The 21,964-nt window shown below is 70.2% G+C and carries 22 protein-coding genes and 1 riboswitch; of the genes, 11 read left to right on the top strand and 11 right to left on the bottom strand.

The features are described 5' to 3' along the window. The first annotated feature begins 10 nt into the window (after positions 1–10). The 4 genes from ACTWQA_RS16010 (at position 11) to glyA (ending at position 3,113) form a co-directional block, all read left to right on the top strand. Complete coding sequence (locus tag ACTWQA_RS16010; protein WP_305922698.1) at positions 11–385, top strand: YccF domain-containing protein; 375 nt, start codon at positions 11–13, stop codon at positions 383–385. Positions 386–443: 58 nt separating this feature from the next. Continuing rightward, positions 444–1,376, top strand: a complete 933-nt coding sequence (locus ACTWQA_RS16005) for a YihY/virulence factor BrkB family protein (RefSeq protein ID WP_327590577.1) — start codon at positions 444–446, stop codon at positions 1,374–1,376. Between the two features lie 4 nt (positions 1,377–1,380). Next, on the top strand, positions 1,381–1,707 hold the full coding sequence (locus ACTWQA_RS16000; protein ID WP_443160007.1) for a hypothetical protein: 327 nt from the start codon (positions 1,381–1,383) through the stop codon (positions 1,705–1,707). A gap of 47 nt (positions 1,708–1,754) precedes the next feature. Continuing rightward, a riboswitch (ZMP/ZTP riboswitch) is annotated at positions 1,755–1,837 on the top strand. Positions 1,838–1,862: 25 nt separating this feature from the next. Continuing rightward, entirely contained in the window at positions 1,863–3,113 is a 1,251-nt protein-coding gene (gene glyA / locus ACTWQA_RS15995; protein WP_327590578.1) for a serine hydroxymethyltransferase, read from the top strand. Positions 3,114–3,463: 350 nt separating this feature from the next. On the opposite strand, the gene ACTWQA_RS15990 is transcribed toward glyA, so the two are convergent. The 3 genes from ACTWQA_RS15990 to ACTWQA_RS15980 all read right to left on the bottom strand — a co-directional run bounded on the left by ACTWQA_RS15990 (position 3,464) and on the right by ACTWQA_RS15980 (position 6,141). Next, complete coding sequence (locus ACTWQA_RS15990; RefSeq protein WP_443160006.1) at positions 3,464–4,747, bottom strand: CHRD domain-containing protein; 1,284 nt, start codon at positions 4,745–4,747, stop codon at positions 3,464–3,466. 150 nt (positions 4,748–4,897) lie between these two features. Beyond that, complete coding sequence (locus ACTWQA_RS15985) at positions 4,898–5,617, bottom strand: anti-sigma factor family protein (RefSeq protein WP_443160005.1); 720 nt, start codon at positions 5,615–5,617, stop codon at positions 4,898–4,900. Then, the gene (locus ACTWQA_RS15980) at positions 5,614–6,141 is read right to left on the bottom strand and encodes a sigma-70 family RNA polymerase sigma factor (RefSeq protein ID WP_305922706.1); all 528 of its coding nucleotides are present in this window, start codon (positions 6,139–6,141) and stop codon (positions 5,614–5,616) included. Before ACTWQA_RS15980 ends, ACTWQA_RS15985 begins: the two co-directional genes overlap by 4 nt. A 322-nt stretch (positions 6,142–6,463) precedes the next feature. Here ACTWQA_RS15980 and rsgA point away from each other — a divergent pair, with 322 nt between their 5' ends. Together rsgA and ACTWQA_RS15970 are read left to right on the top strand one after the other, a co-directional pair. After that, a complete protein-coding gene (gene rsgA / locus ACTWQA_RS15975; RefSeq protein ID WP_443160004.1) occupies positions 6,464–7,564 on the top strand; it encodes a ribosome small subunit-dependent GTPase A in 1,101 nt (366 codons plus the stop codon). A gap of 201 nt (positions 7,565–7,765) precedes the next feature. Next, positions 7,766–8,392, top strand: a complete 627-nt coding sequence (locus tag ACTWQA_RS15970; protein WP_443160003.1) for a phosphoribosyltransferase — start codon at positions 7,766–7,768, stop codon at positions 8,390–8,392. Positions 8,393–8,397: 5 nt separating this feature from the next. On the opposite strand, the gene ACTWQA_RS15965 is transcribed toward ACTWQA_RS15970, so the two are convergent. Beyond that, positions 8,398–8,769 carry an ATP-binding protein gene (locus ACTWQA_RS15965; protein ID WP_443160002.1) on the bottom strand — a complete coding sequence of 124 codons (372 nt, stop codon included), beginning with the start codon at positions 8,767–8,769 and terminating at the stop codon, positions 8,398–8,400. A gap of 231 nt (positions 8,770–9,000) precedes the next feature. Here ACTWQA_RS15965 and ACTWQA_RS15960 point away from each other — a divergent pair, with 231 nt between their 5' ends. Together ACTWQA_RS15960 and ACTWQA_RS15955 are read left to right on the top strand one after the other, a co-directional pair. Then, entirely contained in the window at positions 9,001–9,882 is an 882-nt protein-coding gene (locus tag ACTWQA_RS15960) for a helix-turn-helix domain-containing protein (protein WP_443160001.1), read from the top strand. 147 nt (positions 9,883–10,029) lie between these two features. Beyond that, the gene (locus ACTWQA_RS15955; RefSeq protein ID WP_443160000.1) at positions 10,030–10,263 is read left to right on the top strand and encodes a DUF397 domain-containing protein; all 234 of its coding nucleotides are present in this window, start codon (positions 10,030–10,032) and stop codon (positions 10,261–10,263) included. A gap of 176 nt (positions 10,264–10,439) precedes the next feature. Here ACTWQA_RS15955 and ACTWQA_RS15950 read toward each other — a convergent pair whose 3' ends face one another. The 5 genes from ACTWQA_RS15950 to ACTWQA_RS15930 form a co-directional block, all read right to left on the bottom strand. Beyond that, a complete protein-coding gene (locus ACTWQA_RS15950; protein WP_443159999.1) occupies positions 10,440–11,645 on the bottom strand; it encodes an esterase-like activity of phytase family protein in 1,206 nt (401 codons plus the stop codon). Between the two features lie 261 nt (positions 11,646–11,906). Then, positions 11,907–12,218: a WhiB family transcriptional regulator gene (locus tag ACTWQA_RS15945; RefSeq protein ID WP_080036407.1), complete on the bottom strand. Its 312-nt coding sequence runs from the start codon at positions 12,216–12,218 to the stop codon at positions 11,907–11,909. Positions 12,219–12,318: 100 nt separating this feature from the next. Continuing rightward, a complete protein-coding gene (locus ACTWQA_RS15940) occupies positions 12,319–13,197 on the bottom strand; it encodes a sucrase ferredoxin (RefSeq protein ID WP_443159998.1) in 879 nt (292 codons plus the stop codon). A 103-nt stretch (positions 13,198–13,300) separates the two neighbouring features. Beyond that, on the bottom strand, positions 13,301–14,797 hold the full coding sequence (locus ACTWQA_RS15935) for a glycerol-3-phosphate dehydrogenase/oxidase (RefSeq protein WP_443159997.1): 1,497 nt from the start codon (positions 14,795–14,797) through the stop codon (positions 13,301–13,303). Further along, positions 14,794–15,300, bottom strand: coding sequence for a TetR/AcrR family transcriptional regulator (locus tag ACTWQA_RS15930; protein ID WP_443159996.1), 507 nt, complete (start codon positions 15,298–15,300; stop codon positions 14,794–14,796). Before ACTWQA_RS15930 ends, ACTWQA_RS15935 begins: the two co-directional genes overlap by 4 nt. Positions 15,301–15,331: 31 nt before the next feature. On the opposite strand from ACTWQA_RS15930, the gene ACTWQA_RS15925 reads away from it, so the two are divergent. Then, positions 15,332–16,951 carry an FAD-binding oxidoreductase gene (locus ACTWQA_RS15925; protein ID WP_443160120.1) on the top strand — a complete coding sequence of 540 codons (1,620 nt, stop codon included), beginning with the start codon at positions 15,332–15,334 and terminating at the stop codon, positions 16,949–16,951. Between the two features lie 48 nt (positions 16,952–16,999). On the opposite strand, the gene ACTWQA_RS15920 is transcribed toward ACTWQA_RS15925, so the two are convergent. Continuing rightward, positions 17,000–17,416 carry a hypothetical protein gene (locus ACTWQA_RS15920; protein WP_443159995.1) on the bottom strand — a complete coding sequence of 139 codons (417 nt, stop codon included), beginning with the start codon at positions 17,414–17,416 and terminating at the stop codon, positions 17,000–17,002. A 250-nt stretch (positions 17,417–17,666) separates the two neighbouring features. Here ACTWQA_RS15920 and ACTWQA_RS15915 point away from each other — a divergent pair, with 250 nt between their 5' ends. Together ACTWQA_RS15915 and ACTWQA_RS15910 are read left to right on the top strand one after the other, a co-directional pair. Beyond that, positions 17,667–19,025, top strand: a complete 1,359-nt coding sequence (locus ACTWQA_RS15915) for a metallophosphoesterase family protein (protein ID WP_443159994.1) — start codon at positions 17,667–17,669, stop codon at positions 19,023–19,025. A gap of 21 nt (positions 19,026–19,046) precedes the next feature. Then, positions 19,047–20,615: a bifunctional 3'-5' exonuclease/DNA polymerase gene (locus ACTWQA_RS15910; protein ID WP_443159993.1), complete on the top strand. Its 1,569-nt coding sequence runs from the start codon at positions 19,047–19,049 to the stop codon at positions 20,613–20,615. A gap of 20 nt (positions 20,616–20,635) precedes the next feature. On the opposite strand, the gene ACTWQA_RS15905 is transcribed toward ACTWQA_RS15910, so the two are convergent. Then, positions 20,636–21,904 (bottom strand): MFS transporter, encoded by a 1,269-nt coding sequence (locus ACTWQA_RS15905; RefSeq protein WP_443159992.1) that lies wholly within the window; start codon positions 21,902–21,904, stop codon positions 20,636–20,638. Between the last annotated feature and the right edge of the window lie 60 nt (positions 21,905–21,964).

Here is a 21,964-nt window from a genome sequence, read left to right as displayed (position 1 = left end):
TGCTGGAAGCATGCGCACGATTCTGAACGTCATCTGGCTCGTGTTCGCCGGGATCTGGCTGGCGTTGGGTTACGCCCTGGCCGGCGTCATCTGCTGCATTTTGATCATCACCATCCCCTTTGGCATTGCCTCGTTCAGGATTGCCGCCTACGCGCTGTGGCCGTTCGGCCGGACCGTCGTACGCGATCCGGACGCGGGCGTGTTCTCACTCCTCGGCAACATCATCTGGTGCGTGGTCGCCGGAATCTGGCTCGCCATCGGCCACGTCATCACCTCGATTCCGCTGTTCATCTCCATCATCGGCATCCCCATGGGCATCGCCAACATCAAGCTGATCCCGGTCTCCCTCCTTCCGCTGGGTGCGCGCATCGTAGACAACGACTAGACCTGCTGCCGGGGACGTAAGCTGTCTCGAAGAGTCACTGCGAAAACCGTTGGGTGCCATGACGTCCACAGATGCTCCTCCCCGGCCTAAGCGAGGGCTCGTCTCCAACGCCAGGGCCAGGCTGAGCTGGGTGCTCGACACGAAATCGTGGGCGATCGTCCGCTCGGCCACCAACGCCGGCGTCACCTATCGGGTGACCGGCCTGGCGGGCGAGGCGGCGTTCTTCGCGCTGCTGTCGCTGCCTCCGTTCGTGCTGGGCCTGATCGGCGTGCTGGCCAAGATCGGCGCCTGGGCGGGCGGCGCGGTGGTCAAGCAGGTCAATGCGTGGGTGATCGAGCAGGCGGGGCTGCTGTTCGCCGAGGACGCCGTGGAAAAGGTGGTCAAGCCGCTCATCGCGGACGTGCTCAGCGACGACGCGAGCAAGGTGTCGATCATCTCGCTGGGCTTCCTGCTGTCGCTGTGGTCCGGCTCCCGAGCCCTTTACGTCTACGTGGACCTCATCTCCGTCGCCTACGGCCTGGGCGAGGAGCGCGGCATCATCCGCACCAGGCTCATGTCCTTCGGCCTCTACGTCGTGGGACTGGTCATCGGCATCATCGTCATGCCGATCCTGATCGTCGGCCCCACCCTGCTCAAGGACACGCTGCCCGGCGAGTACGGCATCATGATCGACATACTCTACTGGCCGGTCGTGATCATCGGCTCGGTGCTCTTCCTGACCGTGCTCTACCACGTCAGCGTGCCGGTCAGGACGAAGTGGTATCGGGAGCTGCCGGGCGCGATCCTGGCGCTGTTCCTGTGGATCCTCTGCGCCGCGGTGCTGCGGGCCGTGCTGGCCGCGTGGTTCTCACCCGTCTCCGTGTACGGCTCCCTGGCGGCGCCCGTCGCGGTGCTCCTGTGGCTCTACATCACGGCGCTGGCCGTGCTGATCGGGGCCATACTCAACGCGGAGGTCGACCGGCTCTGGCCGGGCGTGGGTCGTACCAAATAGAGCCATGCAGGGTTGCTTTCCGGAACAATCCACCCGGTGGACGTGCAGCAGGTGGCGTACGCGGGCACCGGCCGCCCGCCGTTCGGCACCGGCGGGGCCGCAGAGGTACTCGCTGACGCGGCAGGGCACTACGGCGCGCCTGCAGTGGACGGTCAGGAACGTCGGCAAGAACAACGCGCCTCTGTACGACAAGCTCGGCAAGGATGTCTTCGATCACACGGTGTCGAAGGTGCGCATCGTCTTCGACGGGCTCCCGCAGGATGCGGAGAAGGTGGACGTCAACCTCGGACCGCTCGGCGTGATCAAGAACGTCGCCGTCACATCTGTCTGAACCCCCAGATCGGAGGCGGTAGGCCGCCACCGGATCCGCTATCGTCTACAGCGAGACGCGACTGGCGCATTGGGTGGGAACGACCACCGGGGAGCGAAAGGAGCGGAGGCCGTGCGCCTGGGTCTTCGCACGTTGTCAACGATGACAGGAGAGTCATGAGTTCTCTCGCTAGCGTCGACCCGCAGATCGCCGAGCTCATCAAGGCGGAAGAGCGCCGTCAGTCCGACACCGTCAAGCTCATCGCGTCGGAAAACTACGTGTCCAAGGCCGTGCTGGAGGCCACCGGCACCGTCCTGACCAACAAATACTCCGAGGGCTACGCGGGCAAGCGTTATTACGAAGGCCAGCAGGTCATCGACCAGATCGAGATCGTGGCGGTCGAGCGGGCCAAGTCCCTGTTCGGCGTCAACCACGCCAACGTCCAGCCTTATTCGGGCTCGCCCGCCAACCTGGCGATCTACATGGCGTTCCTGCAGCCCGGCGACACCGTGATGGGCATGGGCCTGCCGTTCGGCGGCCACCTCACGCACGGCTGGTCGGTCTCGGCCACCGGCAAGTGGTTCAACCCGGTGCGTTACGGCGTACGCAAGGACACCGGCCGCATCGACCTCGACGAGGTGCGGCAGCTCGCGCTCGAGCACCGGCCGAAGCTGATCTTCTGCGGCGGCACCGCCATCCCGCGCATCATCGACTTCGAGGGCTTCGCCTCGATCGCCCGCGAGGTCGGCGCCGTGCTGGCCGCCGACATCGCCCACATCGCCGGCCTGGTCGCGGGCGGCGCGCACCCGACCCCGGTCGGCCACGCCGACGTGATCTCCACGACCACCCACAAGACGCTGCGCGGCCCGCGCGGCGCCATGCTCATGGCCACGAGCGACGAGCACGCCACGGCACTCAACAAGGCCGTCTTCCCCGGCCTGCAGGGCGGCCCGCACAACCACACCACCGCCGCCATCGCCGTCGCGCTCAAAGAGGCCTCCACCGACGAGTTCAAGGCCTACGCCCACCAGGTGGTCGCCAACGCCAAGGCGCTGGCCGACGAGCTGGGCTCGCGCGGGTTCGACCTCGTGTCCGGGGGCACCGACAACCACCTGATCCTGGTGGACCTCACGCCCAAGGGCATCGGCGGCAAGCCGGCGGCGCAGGCGCTCGACCGGGCCGGTCTGGAGACCAACTACAACACGGTGCCATTCGATCCGCGCAAGCCGTTCGATCCGTCGGGGATCCGCATCGGCACGCCGTCCGTCACGTCGCGGGGGATGGGCGAGGCGGAGATGCGGCAGATCGGGGCCTGGATGGACGAGGTCGTCACCGCCCTCGCCAAGGGCGACGCCGAGGACGTCATCAGCCGGGTTCACCACGAGGTCAGTGAGCTGACCGCGCAGTTCCCTGCTCCTGGTCTTTAAGATCTTCTTTACGGCGGGGCCAGGTTCTTCCAGTCGCCGACGCTGGCTGAGCCCCGTCCAGGGAGACGCTTTCTGACCCGGTCAGTGGCGCGCCGCCGCTACGGCGTTCCGCTGGCCGGGTTCCGTGGTTCCCGGCCTTGCCGCCATACACGGTGCGCCGGTCTCCACCGCCTCGCGCCCAAGAGCGCCCCGCCGCACGGGCTCCGTGTGCGGCGGGGCGCTTGTCGCGAGCGGGGCGGGCCGGAGTGCCCCGTCGCGGTGGCCGGGCGGCGGGACCCGGAGGACTGGGCGCCGCGCCGGCCGGGGATGGCCTGCCGGGGGACGGGACCGAGGCGTCCCCCTGGCCGGCCTCAGCCGAGGAAGATGTAGTCGGCCCCGTACGGGACCGTGGCCTGGCTGCCGGGCTGGCAGGCGCCGGTGGGGGCGACGCCGCCGGTGGTGTTCAGGCGCAGGATCTGCGTGGTGTGGGCGAGCAGGCCCGTGGCGGCGCCTGACTGGGTGGCGTTGAGCAGGAGCTCGGGGATGTTGCCGTCGCCATTGGGCGTTCGAGTGACGACCGCGCCGCGAACCGCGCTGCCGTCGGGGGCGATCCACTGCGGCGGGCCCGAGCCGGGCGTCACGAAGGAGTGGTCGATCCCGCGCCGCAGCTTGGCCGTCACGCCGAGCTGGGTGAAGGCGTAGGCGCCCGACGGCTGCTGGGTGCAGGCGTAGATCTGCTCGCCGCGCAGCACGTCGGCTGTGAGCGAGCGCGGGTGGGTGAACGGCGCGCCGGACAGCTGACCACGTACGGCGCCGCCGGCGAAGTCGGCGGTGTGCAGGTTCGTGTAGTAGCGGCCGGGGTCCGCGGCGATGCGCTTGACGGTTTTGGAGGAGACCGGCGTCACCCCCGCGACGCCGGTCAGGTTCTCCGGCAGGGCGCCGGCGAACAGGTCCGCGACCACGGGACCGTTGGTGCCGGGCGCGCCCTTGTGCACGTGCCCGTCGGTGACCGGGCCGAGGCCGGACCAGTGGGCAGTGTAGGCGATGGAAGCGCCGTCGGGACGCAGCCACCAGGTGGCCTGGCCGTCCTGGTCGCCGCGCTTCTTGCCGTCGTTCTCCTGGACCTCCTGGGCGGCGTCGGCGCGGGCCGACAACGTGGCCTGCTGGCTCCCGTGCAGCACGCCGTTGAGGTCGATGGGCTTGCTGAGCCGCTGGAGCTGGCCCCGTACCGCGCCCTTGGGGTGTGCGGCGTCGTGCAGGTTGGCGTAGAAGCCGCCGGGGTTGTCGAGGAGGGCCTTGACCAGCTCGGGGCTGGCCTTGACGGTGCCGGTGACGCCCAGCACGCCCTTGGGGAGCGGCTTGGCGAAGAACTCCAGCCGCACGTCGCCGTTGGCCCCCTTGGCACCGGCGTGGACGTGGCCCGCAGTGGACGCGCCGACCTTGTTCCACCGGGCCGCGAACGTCACCTCGTTCCCGCTGATCTTGAGGACGACCGTCGAACGCCCGTCGGCGTCTCCCGGCGTCCCCACCTCGTTCGCGCCGCGCAGCCCGGCCGCGAGATAGACCTCGTCGCCCGAGGCGTGCGCCGGCGCAGGGCCGATGATCAGGACACTGACTAACAGAGCACCAGGAATCATGAACTTTCGGATAGACATGGTGAAACCTCTTATAGGGCTAGATATTCCGGTTGGTACGGCAAGCAGTACGCAGGGAATCGCCCAGCGGTTCAACTCAGCTATCCGTAAATTCCGCCGGGGCACGGGAAAGCCCTCCCACCAGCGGCGGGAGGGCTCGGAAAGCGAGGATCAGGCCTCGATGGTGAGCAGCTTCTTGCCGGTCGAGGTCACCACCTCGAAATGATCGACGTCCTTCAGCTGCGTCGCGCTGCCGCCGTGCATGTAGAGCGGATCGGGCGACCCCGGCACTCCGTACCCGGCTGGAGGCACGGACCATCCGGTCATCACCCGGCGCTCACCCGACTTGGAGACCGAGATCAGCTCGCACTCCAAGGGCCCTTTGACCCCGGCCAGCTTGAGGGCCGCGTGCGTGCCCCACCCCTTGGACTCCACCACGAGCCCGCCGGTGATCCCGTCGACCCCTTTGCCCTCGATGGGCCGGCCGTCGGCGTAGAACTGCTCGGCCGGCCCCATATGGGCCATGTGATCGGAACCCTGCGCGACCTGGGGCGCGTCACCCCCGCTGAGCTGCGTGCCGACGGTCAGCCCGCCGGCCACCAGCGTGACCGCCGCCGCCATCCCGATCACGAACGTCCCCCTGCGCGTCCTCCTGTCCGCCGCCCGCTTGCGGCGCAGCATGTCGATCGCCGGGGCCGGTGAAGGCGGGCGGTCGTCCTCCACGGGACCACCGAGCCCGTTCAGCACGCTGGCCACGCCGGCCAGCTCCGACAGTTCGGAGCGGCAGGCGGCGCAGAAGAGCAGATGGGCTTCGAACGCTTCTTTGTCCTCGGCCTCGAGCAGCCCGAGCGCGTACGCGCCCACGTCCGTGTGCTCGACTCTCGATGTCACGCCGTCACCCCCCTCTCCTCCAACGCGATGCGCAGCGCACGAACGGCGTAGTAGACCCGGGACTTCACGGTGCCCACCGGGATGCCGAGCGCCACGGCGGCGTCATTGACCGACCGGTCCCGCAGGATCGTCTCGTTGAGGATCTCGCGGTGGGCCGGCGACAACGCCTTCAGCGCCTCTGACACGACCACCTGGTGCAGGAGACCCTCCATCTCGTCCGGCACGGGCATGCTCTCCAGCGGCCCGTCGCCCGACTCCTGGGGGCGGGCGTCCCTGCGCCGCCGGTCATCGATCACGATACGTCTGGCGACCGTGGCGAGCCAGGGCATAAGTGAGACTGCCTCAGGATCGAGTTGCTCCGCGCTGCGCCACGCCCGGATCATGGTCTCCTGCACCACGTCTTCCGCCCACTGCCGATCGCCCGCCGTCAGCCGGATCACGAAGGCCAGCAGCGGCCTGTGATACTCCCGGTAGAGCGCGGACACTGCCACCTCGTCGTCGGGCACCTCATGATCCGACCGCATGCGCCGGATCCGGTGGCGTGAGCGTGGCTGGCCCATCGGGGCGGCTCCGTCGGCCGAGGGCGGGGGATACGTGCTCGCTCGCATCATCTCCCCTTTCTCGCGTCCGTCGGCAGGAGGTACGACGAGCCGCCCGGTCAGGGTTCAACGGAACGCCAGACCAATATGTGATTGCAACCTTGGGGACAGGTGCGTAGAGTCGCCCCGGAACTGATCGAGGAGGTGAGGACTATGCGGGTCGTTCTGCTCAGCGTGCCGTCAGTCCACCTCCGGGCGCTCGCCTGACGCTGCCCGGTTCCTTCTCGAATCAAAGGGTTTCACTCAGTTGTCCTCTTACGATCTTTCCCTGCTCGGCTGGACCGATCTCCGCGCCGCCGAGCTGCCTTCCGGCACCGTTCCCGCCCGTGTGGCCCGCGTCGACCGCGGCGCGGCCGAGGTGATCGCGGCCGACGGACAGCATCACGTCAAATACGCCGCCCACGTCCGCCGGGCGTCGGCCGCCGACCCGGTCGCGCTGCCGTGTGTCGGCGACTGGGTCGCGCTGCGGCTGCTGCCCGAGGGCCGCTACGAGCTCGACGACGTGCTCCCGCGGACGACCGCGTTCATCAGGGGCGGCGTGAGCCGCGATTCGGTCGGCGGCCTGTCCGGCGACGGCCAGGGCCAGGTGCTCGCGGCCAACGTCGACCTCGTGTTCGTGGCCGAGCCGTCCATGCACTCCACCGACTTCGCCGACCTCGGCCGCATCGAGCGGCTCGTGGCGCTGGCCTGGGAGTCCGGCGGCACGCCCGTCGTGCTCATCACCAAGTCCGACCTGTTCGAGCAGGGCCTCGAGGACCTGCTCGCCGACGTGCGGGTGGCCGCGCCCGGAGTGGATGTGCACGCCGTCTCCTCGCTGCACGGGGAGGGGGTGGAGCTCGTCGCCGGCTACCTCGGCGGCTCCCGCACGGCCGTCATCCTCGGCCCGTCAGGGGCCGGCAAGTCCACCCTGGTCAACGCGCTGGCCGGGGGGACGGTCATGGAGACCCAGCAGGTACGCGCCGCGGACGGGCGCGGCCGGCACACCACCGTGCACCGGGAGCTGATCCCGTTGCGGGGCGGCGGGCTCGTCATCGACACGCCCGGCATCCGCCGGATCGGCCTCTATGACATCGGAGAGGGCGTGGACCTCGTCTTCTCCGACATCGAGACGCTGGCCGGGCAGTGCAGGTTCGGCGACTGCGGGCACAACGGCGAGCCGGGCTGCGCGGTGCTGGCCGCGCTCGAGAGTGGCGAGCTGCCGGAACGGCGGCTGGAGAGCTGGCGGAAGCTGCAGCGCGAGGCCGCCTGGATGGCCGGCCGCACCGATGCGCGCCTGCGCAAGGAGCAGCAGAACAAATGGAAGGTCATCACGAAGGAGATGCGCCGCTCAGGCAGAAACCGCCCCTGACCGCCCGCCCGGGCTCGGGCCGGATCGTCCGTGACCCGGTGGCCTGGCCCGGCCGCCCGGTCCGGGTCCGATGGGTCCGGGTCCGATGGGCCCGGGGCCGCGGGGTCGACGGGCCGGGGCTGACGGGTCGGGGCGGCCGTGGTGGGAACGGCTGGTGGTCAGGAGGCGAGGAGTGCGTGCCTGTGGGGTAGGGCACAGGTCATGGAGCTCTTCGCAGACCGGGCCGAGGCCGGGGCAAGGCTCGCAGAGCGGTTGCTGGACGCGCACGACCCCGTCTTGCTCGCGCTGCCCCGTGGCGGCGTGGCGGTGGCCGTGCCCATCGCGCGCAGGCTCGATGCAGATCTCGAGGTGCTGGTCACCAGGAAGATCGGCTATCCGCCGACGCCCGAGCTGGGCGTCGGCGCGATAGCCGAGGGCGGCGAGCCCGTCTTCGACCTGCGGCTGCTGCACCGCCTCGGCATGACGCCCGAGTCCGTCGCGGACGTGGTCGAGCAGGAGCGGCGGGAGCTGGCCCGCCGGGTGCGCGCCTACCGGGGAGATCAGCCGCTGCCCGCGCTGGAGGGCCGGGAGGTGATCGTGGTCGACGACGGCCTGGCCACCGGCGGCACCGCCCGTGCCGCGCTCGGGGCCGTCGCCACGCACAAGCCGGCCAAGGTGACACTCGCCGTGCCGGTCGGAGCCCGCGAGACCGTGCGGTCCATGCAAGAGGAGGCCGACGAGGTGGTGGTGCTTCTGACGCCGATCGACTTCAGGGCGGTGGGCCAGTGGTACGAGCGATTCGACCAGCTCAGCGACGCCGACGTGCTGGAGCTGCTCGGCCGGGATTGACCGGCTCAGCCCGCGAGCACGGCCCAGACCAGCTTGCGCGGGCCGCCGGGGGACAGCCACCCCCAAGCCGTGCAGAGGGCGTCCACCAGCCGCAGCCCCCGCCCGTACTCCGAGAACACGTCGGGTGTGGCGGCCACCGGAACGGTCTGGCTGTGGTCGGTCACCACGCAGGCCAGCTCGGCCTGGTGGGCGAGGAGCCGGAGCTGCGCGGCGCCGCCGCCGTGCCGCATCGCGTTGGTCACCAGCTCGGAGACCACCAGTTGCGCGTCGAAAGCGACCTCGATGGCGCCCCACGTAGTGAGCGTATGATCGACGAACCGCCTGGCCGTGGCCACGCAGGCGGGCTCGAGCGCCGAACGCTGATGAAAGGGGAACACAGCGTCGCAGTCACCGGCACGGCCATCGACCAGAATGGACGAGAGCCATCCTGGTGGCCGGGAACCGATAGCGGCTTGCGGCCGAGCGTCGAAAGTCGTCATTCTGGCCCCCGAAGCGCGGTCTGGTGATCCAATGCCCATCTTTACGGGGTGTGCTGACCAATGCAAGACTTTTCGTAGTTTACAGATGCCAATAGCATCTGCACGTGCAGACGATCTTGGAGCGGCGCAGTGAGCGCAGAGAGCGCGGAAGGGAAGCTTCTCAGCTATTCGCCGGGAAGCCCGACGGTGCTGCGTATCCTGCTCGGAACCCAACTCCGTAGGCTCCGTACGGAGAAGGGTATCTCGCGCGAGGACGCCGGGTACTCGATTCGCGCATCTCACGCCAAGATCAGCAGACTGGAGCTCGGTCAGGTCAGTTTCAAGCAGCGCGACGTGGCCGATCTGCTCACGCTGTACGGGGTCACGGACTCGGCCGAACGTCAGCCGCTGCTCGACCTGGCCAAGCAGGCCAACGCTCCTGGCTGGTGGCACAAGTACACCGACGTGCTGCCCACCTGGTTCGAGGTCTATATCGGCCTCGAGGGCGCCGCCTCCAGCATCCGCACCTATGAGAACCAGTTCGTCCCCGGCCTGCTGCAGACTCCCGACTACGCCAGGGCCGTCATCGAACTGGCCCACGAGAAGGCCACGCGGGCGGAGATGGACCGCCGGGTGGCCGTGCGCACCATGCGCCAGAAGCGGCTTGAGAGCGGGCTGAAGCTCTGGGCGGTGATCGACGAGGCCGTCGTGCGCAGGACGCTCGGCGGTCCCGACACGATGCGGGCGCAGATCGCCCATCTGCTGGAGATCACCGGCTCGCGCAACGTCACCGTGCAGATCATGCCGTTCGACCGCGGTGGCCACGCGGCGGCCGGGGGGCCGTTCAGCATTCTGCGTTTCCCGGAGCCCGAGCTGCCCGACGTGGTCTACATGGAGCAGCTCACCAGCGCCCTCTACCTGGACAAACCCGCCGACTCCGACCACTACATGGAGGTCATGGACCGGCTGAGCATCCAGGCGGAGACGCCGAAGGAGACCAGGCGCTTCCTGGAACGCCTCATTTCCGCATGATCTGCTGATAGCCCCGCTGATATCCCTGTGATCCACCACATACCGGGATTTTTGGTCGTCCGGTATATGGAGATCAACGTGTTGCCGTATTGTCACCTCGCAAACGCGGATGCACGTGCATCCGTAAGATCGCGAGGAGCTGCCCCCATGCACGAGTTCCGGAACGGAACACCCGCCGGCCGCCTTCCCGTCGTCTGGCGCAAGAGCAGGCGGAGCAACCCCAACGGCAACTGCGTCGAGGTCGCGAGCCTGCCCACGGGGGAGATCGCCATGCGCAACTCACGCTTCCCCGAAGGACCGGCGCTGGTCTACACCCAGGCGGAGATCACCGCGTTCGTCCTCGGCGCGAAGGACGGCGAATTCGACGACCTCATCGTCTGAGACGCCGGATTACGGGCGACTCCTGGAGCAGATTTCGGTCACGCGCGGGGCGCGCCGCGCACATGTCCCGGCGCAGAGCCCACGGCAGGCACGCGGATAACCGGCGGCGTGCCATGGCAGGCGCACTCTGCCCGACTCGGCCGGTGGCCGGGCCACCGGCCGAGCCTGGGTGGCACCTACCGGTAGACGCGGGGGTCGGCCTTGAGACCGCGGGTCAGTCGAATGGTGATGAACTCGTTGTCATCCGGCTTGCCCGGAGTGCGGCCGTTGGAGAAGGGGAAGTTGTTGTCGTCGAGCACGCCGAGCGTGCGGTCGTCAAGGATGACGACGTCCTCGATCGTCTGGAACGGGAATCTGAAGGTCCCCGGCGCGCCGCCGAGGCCGCGCGGGTCGGCGATGTTCAGCAGGTCGGCGACCAGGGTCTTGTCGAGTGCGCCGTCGCCGTCCTTGTCCCGCATGTCCGCCAAGTAGATGCGCTTGACCTGCGCGGCGTCGCCCTGCAGGTTGTCCCGCTCGATGATCAGGAACCGGTCGGCGTCGACCGCGATCGCGTCGCCGATCGCGTGGGAGGGCGAGTCCAGCCGGTACGTCCACCGCCGCCCGGTGTAGGCCCGCTCGCGCAGGTCGAACTCGTTCATCCGCAGTGTCCCCGCGGGGTCACCGGCGACCGTGCCCTCGAGCAGCGGGTAGAGGTGGCGGCCGTCCACGGACCTGGCCATGCCCTCGAAGCCCTTGCTGCCGCCGAGGTTGGGCTGGGCGCCGTTCAGGTTCGGGTTCTCGGGCGCGCGGACGCCCGGCAGTTCGATCGGAGCCTCCATCAGCCGGCCCTTGCGGTCGAAGTGCAGCAGGAACGGGCCGAACTCGTCGCCGATCCAGTACGTGCCGTCCACGGTGCGCACGATCGACTCGACGTCGAAGTCGGCGCCGGTCAGCTTGCGGTCCTGCCGGGTGAGCGGGAATTTCACCAGCCCGCGCGGGTCGGTCAGGTTGAACCCGCCGAGCACCTCGAGGGACTTGGCCGTGAAGTCGGGCTTGACCCGGTGCACGCGCAGCAGGAAGTCCGCGCTGTTGGCCTTGCCGCCGAAGCCGTTGTCGGACAACACCTCGAAGGTGCCGTCGTGGCGGCGGACGATGCCGCTGAAGCCCTGGACGGGCTGGCCGGGGAACGGCGGGGTGACCCCGTTGACGGGCGCGGTGCCCAGGGACGATCCCGACGGCTCGCTCCCGGGGACGAAGGTCAGTGCGGGCAGCGAGGCGAACCCGGTCAGCGTGGCCTGCCCGAAACCGGGCTGCTGGCCGTGGCGTCCGGGGTCGGCGGCGGCGGGAGCGGCCAGGGACAAGGCCGTCACGCCCGCGCACATCAGGATGGAAATGCGTTTCATGGCGGGCACCCTAAGGCGGCCATATGACGGGATTCCGAACATACGGCAACGGGCGATGACCGCCAGATGTCGGCGCGGCTGTCGTCGCGCCATGGGCTCAGTGGAGACGACGCCGCGCCGGGGGAGCGCGGCGATCGCCGTGGGATCCGCCTGATCAGGCAGTTGTCCCGACCGGGTTCGCCGGAGCCTGGGCATGGAGGGCCAGGCTCCGGTTCATCGGCACAACTGCTTGATCACGCGATGGTGACGCTGCCGGGTATGTCAGGCGGCGGAGATGCCGGCGCTGGCCGCGCGGCGCATGCGACGGCGCCGCTCGGAAGCGCGCTCGTCTTCGTTGAGACCGCCCCACGTGCCGTACTTCTCTGGCCGGGACAGCGCGTAGTCAAGGCACTCGTTGCGGACGGGGCACTGGGCGCAGATCGCCTTGGCCTTCCGCTCACGTACGTCACGCTCGGGCTGCCGCTCCCCATCGGGGCCGAAGAAGAGCACGAGGTCCTCACCCCGGCACGCGGCATCATCCTGCCAACCCCAGCTGGGGCGCGGGCGGGCGAGCTGCCGACGTACCTGAGACATGAGAAAACCACCTTCGTGAGAGGTATTTCGGTAATTGAGCCGCATTGGACGCTTTTGGCGTCACTGTTCCAACGCAACGTACGGCCGTGATGTTCCCTGTTCAGGCAAGAGCCGGCGTGGCGTACCGCACAGGCGCGAGCCTGTCCAGCGACACCAGCCGGTAGGTAGTGATCGTCTCGGCGCAAGCCGTGCCACACGGCGCTGTGAACGCCGATGGCTCAACCACAACCTGGAGCCGGACGTCGCCGCAACGCACGATGGCTACGGTGACGTCACCGTCCGACCTGGAGGATTCCACGGCCACCGCGCCGACGGAACACTCTCCCGTATGGGCTCGGGCGAAGTGCTCGACGGCTTGCAATGGCTCAGGGATGCCTGCGCGTCCCCGGTAACGGTCGAGAATGACCTCGCCCGACCGGTACGCGTTAGCCGCTGCCAGTGCAGCAGCCTGAGACATGCTGCCGTAGAAAATTCCGTGTGGCAAGCACACGAGGTTGGCGGCGTAGCGATCGCCGCCAACGTGTGACGTTTCCCACACTCTGTCCGGCAGAGAATCGGCCAGGGACCGAGCGAGGGGTAGTCCAATGCGGGCGCAGCACACATTGCGCTTGGCGTGCGTGCAGACCAGAAATACCGGCTCGTCTTCAAGTATGCAGGACTCCGGGACCACTCCGGCCACCAGCGCGTCCAGGTCAAGATCGTCAGGACCTGCGATGACGCCGCCGGCCAGCCAGGGCTGGTCCCCCACCGCGTACGCCAATAGCACACGGATGCCCTGCTCCTGCGGGCGGGTCCGTTTGCCGGGGCGGCGGATCAGCTGGGGCCTGATACCACGTTCGAGCGCGCGGCGGACGAGTTTGTTGATTCCGGAGAATTTTTCCGTATGTTCGAAGCTCTCCAGGTGGGAGGGCCAGGCGCCGTTGTGCTCGATGAGCAGCCACAGCCGGGCTCCCACGGTGGCGCTGGCCAGTGTGGGCACCGCCCCGGTGTGACACCCGACAGGATGCTCGCAGCCCCTCGCCAACGCCTTCTCTCCCTCGCTCCGTCGAATTAGGTAAGACTAACCTAACGGATTGGTGGGGTCAGGCGTGGCTGGTTCGATCCAGTACGTCCCGTGTCGCGGGCAGGGCGCGGTCCCTGTCCGTTCTGACCAGGCCGATCCTGGTCCGCCGGTCCAGCAGGTCGTCCTCGTCGAGCGCGCCCTCGTGCATGACCGACCACATCAGCTCGCCCTCGGTGATGCCGAGACCGACCTCCTCCGGGTATGCCTTGACGAGCTCGTGCACGGCCTCGGCCTCGCTGCCGTACCGCTCGGCCAGCCGGATCGGCACGCCGGACGGCTGCGGCCCGGCGCCTGCGAGCGGGATCTTCCGCGTCCGGCACCGGCCGGCCGGGAGCTTCCTGGATGAGACCGCTCGATCCACTGCGTCCTCGGCCATGCGCCGATATGTCGTCAGCTTGCCCCCGATCACGGTGACCACGCCGCCGTCCGACAGCACCGCGTGCTTCCTGGAAAGGTCCGCCGTGCGTCCGTCGGCCGCCAGAAGAGGCCTGAGGCCCGCGTAGACGCCCGCAACCGCCTCTCTGGTCACCCGGGCCCCGACAACCCCGTTCAGCACCTCCAGAAGCGCTCTCACGTCCTCCTCGGGCGCTTCGGGGACGTCGGGCACCGGACCCTCCACGGGTTCGTCCGTGAGACCGACGTACACGCGGCCGTCGCGCTGAGGCAGAACCAGCGCGAACCGGTTGAGCTCGCCCGGCACGGGCAGGTGCATGCCGGCGATCAGTCCAGGCAGCGTGCCCGGGCTCAGCACGAGGTGCGTGCCGCGCGAGGGCCGCAGCTTCACCTGGGGATCGAGGCCGCCCGCCCACACGCCGGCGGCGTTGATCACCGCACGGGCGCGGATGGTGAAGTGCTCGCCCGTCAGCTCGTCCCGTACCTCGGCGCCGCGCTCCGACAGCCGCAGCGCGCGGCAGCGGGTCAGCACGCGGGCGCCCTGCGCGGCGGCGGTCCTGGCGATCGCCACCACCAGCCGGGCGTCGTCGAGCAGCCGGCCGTCCCATGACAGCAGCGCGCCGCGCAGGCCGTCCTCGTTCACCACGGGGGCCAGCGTGTGCGCCCTGGCCGCGTTGAGGCGCGTGGGGCCGGGCAGCAGACGGCGCGGTGTGCGCGCGGCGGCGCGCAGGGTGTCGCCGGCCCGGTAGCCGGCCATGATCAGGGCGGCCTGCCGCCGGGAGACCGCCGGAGTCAGCGGCAGCACGTACGGATGCGCCTTGACCAGGTGCGGAGCCGTCCTGCGCAGCAGGATCCCGCGCTCCACCGCGCTCTCGTAAGCGACGTCCACCTGCCCCCTGGCCAGATACCGCAGGCCGCCGTGGATCAGCTTCGAGCTCCACCTGGACGTGCCGAACGCCAGGTCGTGCGCGTCGATCGCGGCCACGCTCAGCCCGCGCGCGGCGGCGTCGAGCGCGGCGCCGGCCCCGGTCGCGCCCAGCCCCACCACCAGCACGTCCACGCGTTCCTCGGCGACCTCGCGCAGCTCGCGGGCGCGGCGGCGGGCGTTCAGCGAACTTCTCACAGGTAGGCCTCCAGGAGGGTGGTGAGCTCGGCGTCGAGCTCGTCGAGCGTCACAGGGTCGAGCATGGTGGGCGCCGACACCAGGAACGACTGCGCCACCAGCAGCACCGCCCTGGCCTTGCGCGCATCCCCGACGGCCGGCTCCAGCACCTGGAGCACGGCCTCATGGGTCGCGCCCCGCCGGTCCAGCAGGTAAGGCATGAGCAGCTCGGGATCCGCTTCCACGATCTTCCGCCACAGCGGGTGCGCGCGCAGCCCCCGCACTCCGGCGACGACCGCGCGCACCGGATCCGACAGGTCCAGGCCGGCGACGACGCTCACCCACTCCCTGGTCATCACATCGGCGACCAGCGAGCCCACGTCGGGCCAGCGGCGGTAGATCGTCATCCGGGACACGCCCGCCCGGCGCGCCACGTCCGTGAGCGTCGTCCTGCGCACCCCGTAGGCCAGCACGCAGTCGCGAGCCGCGTCAAGAACGCTGTCATTGTGACGAATCAACGTCATGTGTCACAGTGTAAGCGTGCCGAGAGAACCTATGCGATGGGCGGGCTGGGGCGATCCCGCCAAGAGCCGCGAGCTGCCCGATCAGGTGCTGAAGCTGCTGCACGACCTGCTGGGGGTGCGTCCGCCGCCCGCTCCCGCCGCCACCCTGGAGTCGGTGGAGCTGCCGCCGATCGCCCTGCCCGAGCCGCTGCTGCGGGCGCTGGCCGGGGTCGTCGGCGAGGAGCACGTGCTCACCTCGCGGGGCGACCGCGTCCGGCACACCCGCGGCAAGTCCACCCCCGACCTGCTGCGCATGCGTGCCGGGGACGGCTCCGACGCGCCCGATGCGGTGGTGCTGCCCGGCTCCCACGAGGAGGTGGCCGCGCTGCTGCGGTTGTGCACCACGGAGCGGATCGCCGTGGTGCCCTTCGGCGGCGGCACCTCGGTCGTGGGCGGGCTCCAGGCCTCCCGCACCGGCTTCGCGGGCGTGATCGCGCTTGACCTCGGCCGGCTCGACCGGCTGCGGTCGGTGGACACCGAGTCGATGGTGGCCGAGTTCGAGCCGGGGGTGCGGGCCCCCGACGCCGAGCGGCTGCTCGCCGCGCACGGGCTGACGCTCGGGCACGTCCCCCAGTCCTTCGAGTACGCCACGCTCGGCGGTTTCGCCGCGGCCCGCTCCAGCGGCCAGGCCTCCGCCGGATACGGCCGCTTCGACGACATGGTGGTCGGGCTCACCGTGGCCACGCCGTCGGGCGACCTGGACCTCGGCCGTGCCCCCAAGTCGGCGGCCGGTCCCGATCTGCGGCAGCTCCTGCTCGGCTCGGAGGGCGTCTTCGGGGTCATCACCTCGCTGCGGCTGCGCGTCCGGCGCGCCCCCGCCGAGCGGCTGTACGAGCGGTGGCGCTTCGCGTCGTTCGCCGCTGGAAGCGCCGCCCTGCGGATGATCGCCCAGGAAGGGCCGCTGCCGGCCGTGCTGCGGCTGTCGGACGAGAACGAGACGACGTTCGGCCTGGCCAAGCCGGAGACGATCGACCCGGGCGGCGAGGCGGGCTGCCTGGCGATCGTCGGCTACGAGGGCCGGCCGGCGACCGGTCGCGAAGGCGTGGGCGCCTCGGCGGCGGGCCCGGGGATCTCCCTCGCGGATCGGCGGGACGCGGTCGCGGGCGTGCTGCAGCGCATGGGCGGCGAGCCCATGGGCGAGGTGTCCGGGGAGGAGTGGGAGCGGGGGCGCTTCTCCGCCCCCTACCTGCGGGACGCGTTGCTCGCGGCCGGCGCCACGGTGGAGACGCTGGAGACGGCCGGGTTCTGGGCCGATCTGCCGCGGCTCTACGACGCGGTGCGGCTGGCCCTGCTCGGCGAGCTCGGCTCTCCTCTGGTCATGTGCCACATCTCGCACGTGTACGAGACCGGCGCGTCGCTGTACTTCACGGTCGTCACCGCGCAGGAGGAGGACCCGGTGGCGCAGTGGGAGCGGGCCAAGGCGGCGGTGAGCGCGGCCATCGTCGAGGCGGGCGGCACGATCACGCACCATCACGGGGTCGGGCGCGATCATCTCGACGCCTATGCCGCCGAGCTCGGCCCGGTCGGCGTCGCCATCCTGCAGGCGGTCAAATCCCGGCTCGACCCAGCGGGGATACTCAACCCCGGCGTGCTGATCCCGCGGACCGGCTGAGGCGGCCGGGCCCGCGCCGGCGCTCCATACGGCGGCCGCACGCGCTGTTCAGGCGTCCGGCGGCGGGGTGACGCCGTCCGCCTCGGCCAGCGTCTCGGCGGCCTCGCTGTAGCGGTGGAGCGCCTCCAGTACGGCGGCCAGGCGATGCAGCGAGACCACGAGCGGGGCGCCGCCCTCCGCCCGGGTGAGCGACACCGCCTCCTGGGCCGGCGGCAGCGCCTCCTTCGCCCGGCGCCGCTTGAGCAGCACGTTCGCCGCCGTGCCCAGGCAGCGTGCCAACAGCTCCGTGTGCTCGCCGGGATGTTCCCTGGCCAGGGCCCGGCTCCTGGCGATGGCCTCGTTCACGCAGGCGATCGCGGAATTGCCCCACCGGGGTCGTTTCTGGGCATATGCCAGCAATCCCTCGATGGCCCTCGCCTCGGACGTGCCCTTTCTGAGCGCGTCGTCCGGGCCGTTCTGCGTCATGGGCGGCGCCTCCCCTGGGCGATCCCAACCGCTTGCTTGGGGGGTGAAGGCTACACCATTGTTCTCTGCGGTACAGAGCGTTCGGGGTGCGCGAATGGGAGATCGCGGTGAAGATGTGGTCATGGTCGAAGTCGCGGCGGAGCGCGGAAAACAGCTTTCCTCACGAGTGTCGGAAGCGGGCGCCGGGTGGGCGTGCACGCAGATCGGTACGTTTGACCAGCTCAGACCGAATGGTGTTGGGTTTAGTTGGTTGAATCCGGCGACCCTGTGGCGTTCGCGCAACGAGATCCTGGCTGGACTGTTCGGCGATCCCTCGGGGGATGTCCGGGTGCGGTGGGTGGCGGCCCAGGAGGCACGCGGGATTGATCCGGAATTTCGTATCAAGCCACCCGTTGGGGGAAATTTCAGTTTTCTCCTGCTCGGCGATACCGGCGAGGGCGACGCCTCCCAATACGCCGTCGTTCCCGGAATGCTCAAAGTGGGCGAAGGGACGTCCTTCGCGATCGTCGCCAGCGACGTCATCTATCCGACGGGATCGGGCAACGAGTACGGGGACAAGTTCTTCCGCCCGTACAAGGACTACGACGCCCCCATTTACGCGATCCCCGGCAACCACGACTGGTACGACGGGCTCGGCGGCTTCATGCGGGTCTTCTGCGACGCGCCGCCGCTCAAGCCCAAGCCGGACCCCGGGCTGCGCGGGCTGCTGTGGCGCAAGCCGGAGACGATCGACGAGGCGCGGCTGGCCGAGGCGCGCTCGCTCAGGGGCAAGCCGTCGCAGCAGGCCGAGCAGCCGGGGCCGTACTGGGCGATCGAGAGCGACAGCCTGCTCATCGTCGGCGTGGACACCGGTATCAGAAACGTGATCGACAAGGCGCAGACCGCGTGGTTGCGCCGGGTCTCGCTCGATCCCCGGCCGAAGATCCTCGTGACCGGCAAGCCCATCTACACCGCGAACGCCTACAAGCCCTCACCGCTGGAGGAAGGCGGCACGATTGACGACATCGTGCGCGACCCGGCGCACCGGTATGTCGCGGCCATCGGCGGAGACGTGCACAACTACCAGCGGTATCCGGTCAAGGTGGGCGACCGGGTGATCCAGTACGTCGTGGCGGGTGGCAGCGGCGCGTTCATGCACGCCACCCACACCATCGGCAGGGTCGGCGTGGCAGGGGTGCATGAGGACGACTTCAAGTGCTACCCGCTGCGCGGCGACTCGCTGTCGTTCTACAGCCAGCTGTACGCGCGCAGGCTGCGGATGAAGTGGCTCTACCTCAGGCCCGACGAGGCCCTGTGCATCATGTCCGAGCACATCAAGAACCAGCCCGTCAGGACGCCCGCGGGGGCCGTGAAGATCACCCGCCGGATGCGGTGGGCGGCGCGGTTGCTCGGGGCCTGGCCGTGGCCGTTCCGGTTGCCCGTGGACAAGGTGTTCCACCGCTACCTGTCCGAGCTGTCCGATTGGGACACACCGCCGTTCTTCAAGCAGTTCCTGCACGTGTCGGTCACGCCGGAGGAGCTGACGTTACGGTGCTTCGCCGCCACCGGGTGCCTGGCGCAGGAGCTGGAGCCGCCCGTGGAGGACGAGGTGCGCATCAGTTTGTCGTAGTCGTCTGTCACCCTTGGCTGCGTGTATGTCGTGGTCGCCGGCGAGACGGTGCTCCCGGTCGGGGGCGCGGCTCGCCGTACCGTCGATCTCGCGGAGGCCGTGCGCGAGATCGAGGCGGCCGAGGGGCCGCGGTGGGTGTGGGCCGACGCGCGCGAGACCTATCCGGCGCTGCTGCGGGCCGGCGTGCGGGTCTCCCGCTGCCACGACATCGCGCTCACCGAAGGCCTGCTGCTCGCGCACGAGGGCCGCTACGGCGAGCCCCGCTCGGCCAGGGCCGCCCACGCGCGGCTGCACGGGTTGCCGGTGCCCGACGAGCAGCCGGACGCGCCCGGCACGCTCTTCGCCCCTGAGCCGCTCGCCGCGGAGGCGGTGGCCGAGGTGCTGGCCGATCAGCTGCGGCGGATCGGGGCGCTGCCGGAGCCCGGGAGGTTCAGGCTGCTGGTCGCGGCCGAGTCGGCGGGTGCGCTGATCGCGGCCGAGATGGCGCACGACGGCATGCCCTGGCGCAGGGACGTGCACGACGCGCTGCTGACCGAGCTGCTCGGGCCGCGGCCGGTGCACGGCATGCGGCCCGCCAAGCTGCAGGCGCTGGCCGACGAGGTGGCGGCGGCGTTCGGGCATCCGGTCAATCCCGACTCGGTGCAGCAGCTGGTCAAGGCGTTCAAGGGGGCCGGGGTCGCGCTGAAGAGCACCCGGTCGTGGGAGCTCAAGCAGATCGACCATCCGGCGGTGGCGCCGCTGCTCGCCTACAAGGAGCTGGCCAGGCTCTACAGCTTTCACGGGTGGGTGTGGGCCGACCAGTGGGTGCGCGACGGGCGGTTCCGGCCGGAATACGTCGTGGGCGGTGTGGTCTCCGGGCGGTGGGCCACCAGCGGGGGAGGGGCGCTGCAGATCCCCAAGGTGATGCGGCGGGTGGTGGTCGCCGACGACGGGTGGGTGCTGATCGTCGCCGACGCGGCGCAGCTGGAGCCTCGTGTGCTGGCCGCGATGGCCGGGGACATGGGGCTGGCCGCGGCCGCCGGCGAGATCGACCTCTACTCGGCGCTGGCGCAGTCCTTCGGCGGGCAGCGTGACAACGCCAAGATCGCGATGCTGTCCGCCATGTACGGCGGCACCAGCGGGGACGCGCTCAAGCTGCTGGCGATGATGCGCCAGCGCTTTCCCCAGGCCTACCAGTTCGTGGAGGACGCGGCCAAGGCGGGGGAGGAGGGGCGGCTCGTGCGCTCCTGGCTCGGCCGCACCTGCCCGCCGCCGTCGCCCCGGTGGAAGGAGCTGGTGTCGGGGCCGGAAGGCGGGCGTGCGGCCAGGGACCGGGGGCGGTTCACGCGCAACTTCGTGGTGCAGGGGACGGCCGCGGAGTGGGCGCTGGTGCTGCTCGCGGTGCTGCGCGGGCTGCTGCCTTCGCCTGCGCGGCTGGTGTTCTTCCAGCATGACGAGGTGATAGTGCACTGCCCGATCGCGCAGGCCGAGGAGGTGATGGCGGCCGTGTCGGCGGCGGCGGCGGAGGCCAGCAGGCTGCTGTTCGGGCAGACGCCGGTGCGTTTTCCGATGGAGGCGGTCGCGGTCGCCTGCTACGCCGACGCCAAGTGAGGCCGTCCGGCGGCGGTGGGTCAGGGCTGGGTGCGGTAGTGGGTGGTGGCCAGCCAGAGGCCCGCGACCGTGACCATGACGCCGACGCCCAGGCCGAGGGCGCTGTAGGACAGGACGCCGACGATGACGCCCGCCACGATCGTGCCCGTGGCGCCGCAGACGTTCATCAGCAGGTCGGACAGCCCTTGGACGGCGGGCCGGCGGTCGATCGGCACCGACTCCGTGACCAGGGCGGAGCCGGCCACCAGCCCGCACGACCAGCCCAGCCCGAGCAGCACCAGTGCCGCCGTCACCTGCCACACCCGGTGCCCCGCCGTGCCGGCCAGGACGGCCGAGGCGAGCAGCAGGGCCATACCGAGCACCAGCACCGGCACCTTGCCTGCCTTGTCGGCCAGCCAGCCCACCACTGGGGACAGCACGTACATGCCTGCGATGTGCAGGCTGATCACGAATCCGATGACGTCCAGGTTCGAGCCGTCGTGGTGGAGCTTGACCGGGGTCATCGACATGACGGACACCATCGCCGTGTGGCTGACCGCGATCATGATCAGCGCACGGCGGGCCATCGGGGTGGTGCGGAGGGTCTGCCAGGCGGCCCTGACCGTGCGGTGGCGTCCTGAGCCAGGGTCCCCGGCGCCGTTCAGCCGCCGGGCCAGGATGAGCGGGTCGGGCCGCAGGAAGCCGATGATCACGACGAGCGCCAGGGCGAACGCCAGCGCCGCGAACGCGAACGGCCCCGCCGTCCCCACCAGCCCGAGCCGCATGCCGATCTGGTCGGCGGGCTTGGCCAGGTTCGGGCCGGCGACGGAGCCGATCGTGGAGGCCCAGACGACCAGCGACAGGTGCCTGGCCGAGCGGCCCTTCGGCGACAGGTCCGTCGCCGAGTATCGCGCCGCCAGCCCTCCCGCGGTGCCGCCGCCCACCAGCACCAGCCCCACCAGCAGCAGCGGCCAGGTGCGCAGGTTGATCGCGACCACCGAGATCGCGCAACCCGTCAGCGCCGCCACGTACGCCAGCGCCAGTCCCGCACGCCGCCCGCCCCTGCCGGAGGCCTTGGCCGTCGGCAGGGCCAGCAGCGCCGCGCCGAGCACGGTGGCCGTCCCGGCGAAGCCGCTGATGACCGTGGACCCCGACAGGTCGTCGACCACGACGGAGCTGAGCGCCAGCCCGACGGCGACCCCCACGCCGCCCATGATCTGCGCGACGGACAACACGCCCAAGGTGCGGCGCTGGACGATGCGGATCCGGTCAGATGGGGAGACAGCGGGCTTTGTGGGGGTGCTGGTCACCTGTGAAGTCTCGCATAGCCTCCAACATCACCCCAAAGGGGACAGCCATCCCATTTATCC

The sequence above is a fragment of the Nonomuraea sp. 10N515B genome (assembly GCF_052245915.1).
Classification (GTDB): Bacteria; Actinomycetota; Actinomycetes; order Streptosporangiales; family Streptosporangiaceae; genus Nonomuraea.
This window is presented reverse-complemented; position numbering and strand designations above follow the sequence as displayed.

Coding starts and splice junctions, on each gene's coding strand:
- ACTWQA_RS16005 (WP_327590577.1), top strand. CDS start 444: ATGACGTCCACAGATGCTCCTCCCCGGCCTAAGCGAGGGCTCGTCTCC.
- glyA (WP_327590578.1), top strand. CDS start 1,863: ATGAGTTCTCTCGCTAGCGTCGACCCGCAGATCGCCGAGCTCATCAAG.
- ACTWQA_RS15980 (WP_305922706.1), bottom strand. CDS start 6,141: ATGCGGTCGGATCATGAGGTGCCCGACGACGAGGTGGCAGTGTCCGCG.
- ACTWQA_RS15930 (WP_443159996.1), bottom strand. CDS start 15,300: ATGACGTTGATTCGTCACAATGACAGCGTTCTTGACGCGGCTCGCGAC.
- ACTWQA_RS15990 (WP_443160006.1), bottom strand. CDS start 4,747: ATGTCTATCCGAAAGTTCATGATTCCTGGTGCTCTGTTAGTCAGTGTC.
- ACTWQA_RS15945 (WP_080036407.1), bottom strand. CDS start 12,218: ATGTCTCAGGTACGTCGGCAGCTCGCCCGCCCGCGCCCCAGCTGGGGT.
- ACTWQA_RS15920 (WP_443159995.1), bottom strand. CDS start 17,416: ATGACGCAGAACGGCCCGGACGACGCGCTCAGAAAGGGCACGTCCGAG.
- ACTWQA_RS15955 (WP_443160000.1), top strand. CDS start 10,030: ATGCACGAGTTCCGGAACGGAACACCCGCCGGCCGCCTTCCCGTCGTC.
- ACTWQA_RS15950 (WP_443159999.1), bottom strand. CDS start 11,645: ATGAAACGCATTTCCATCCTGATGTGCGCGGGCGTGACGGCCTTGTCC.
- ACTWQA_RS15925 (WP_443160120.1), top strand. CDS start 15,332: ATGCGATGGGCGGGCTGGGGCGATCCCGCCAAGAGCCGCGAGCTGCCC.
- ACTWQA_RS16010 (WP_305922698.1), top strand. CDS start 11: ATGCGCACGATTCTGAACGTCATCTGGCTCGTGTTCGCCGGGATCTGG.
- ACTWQA_RS16000 (WP_443160007.1), top strand. CDS start 1,381: ATGCAGGGTTGCTTTCCGGAACAATCCACCCGGTGGACGTGCAGCAGG.
- ACTWQA_RS15970 (WP_443160003.1), top strand. CDS start 7,766: ATGGAGCTCTTCGCAGACCGGGCCGAGGCCGGGGCAAGGCTCGCAGAG.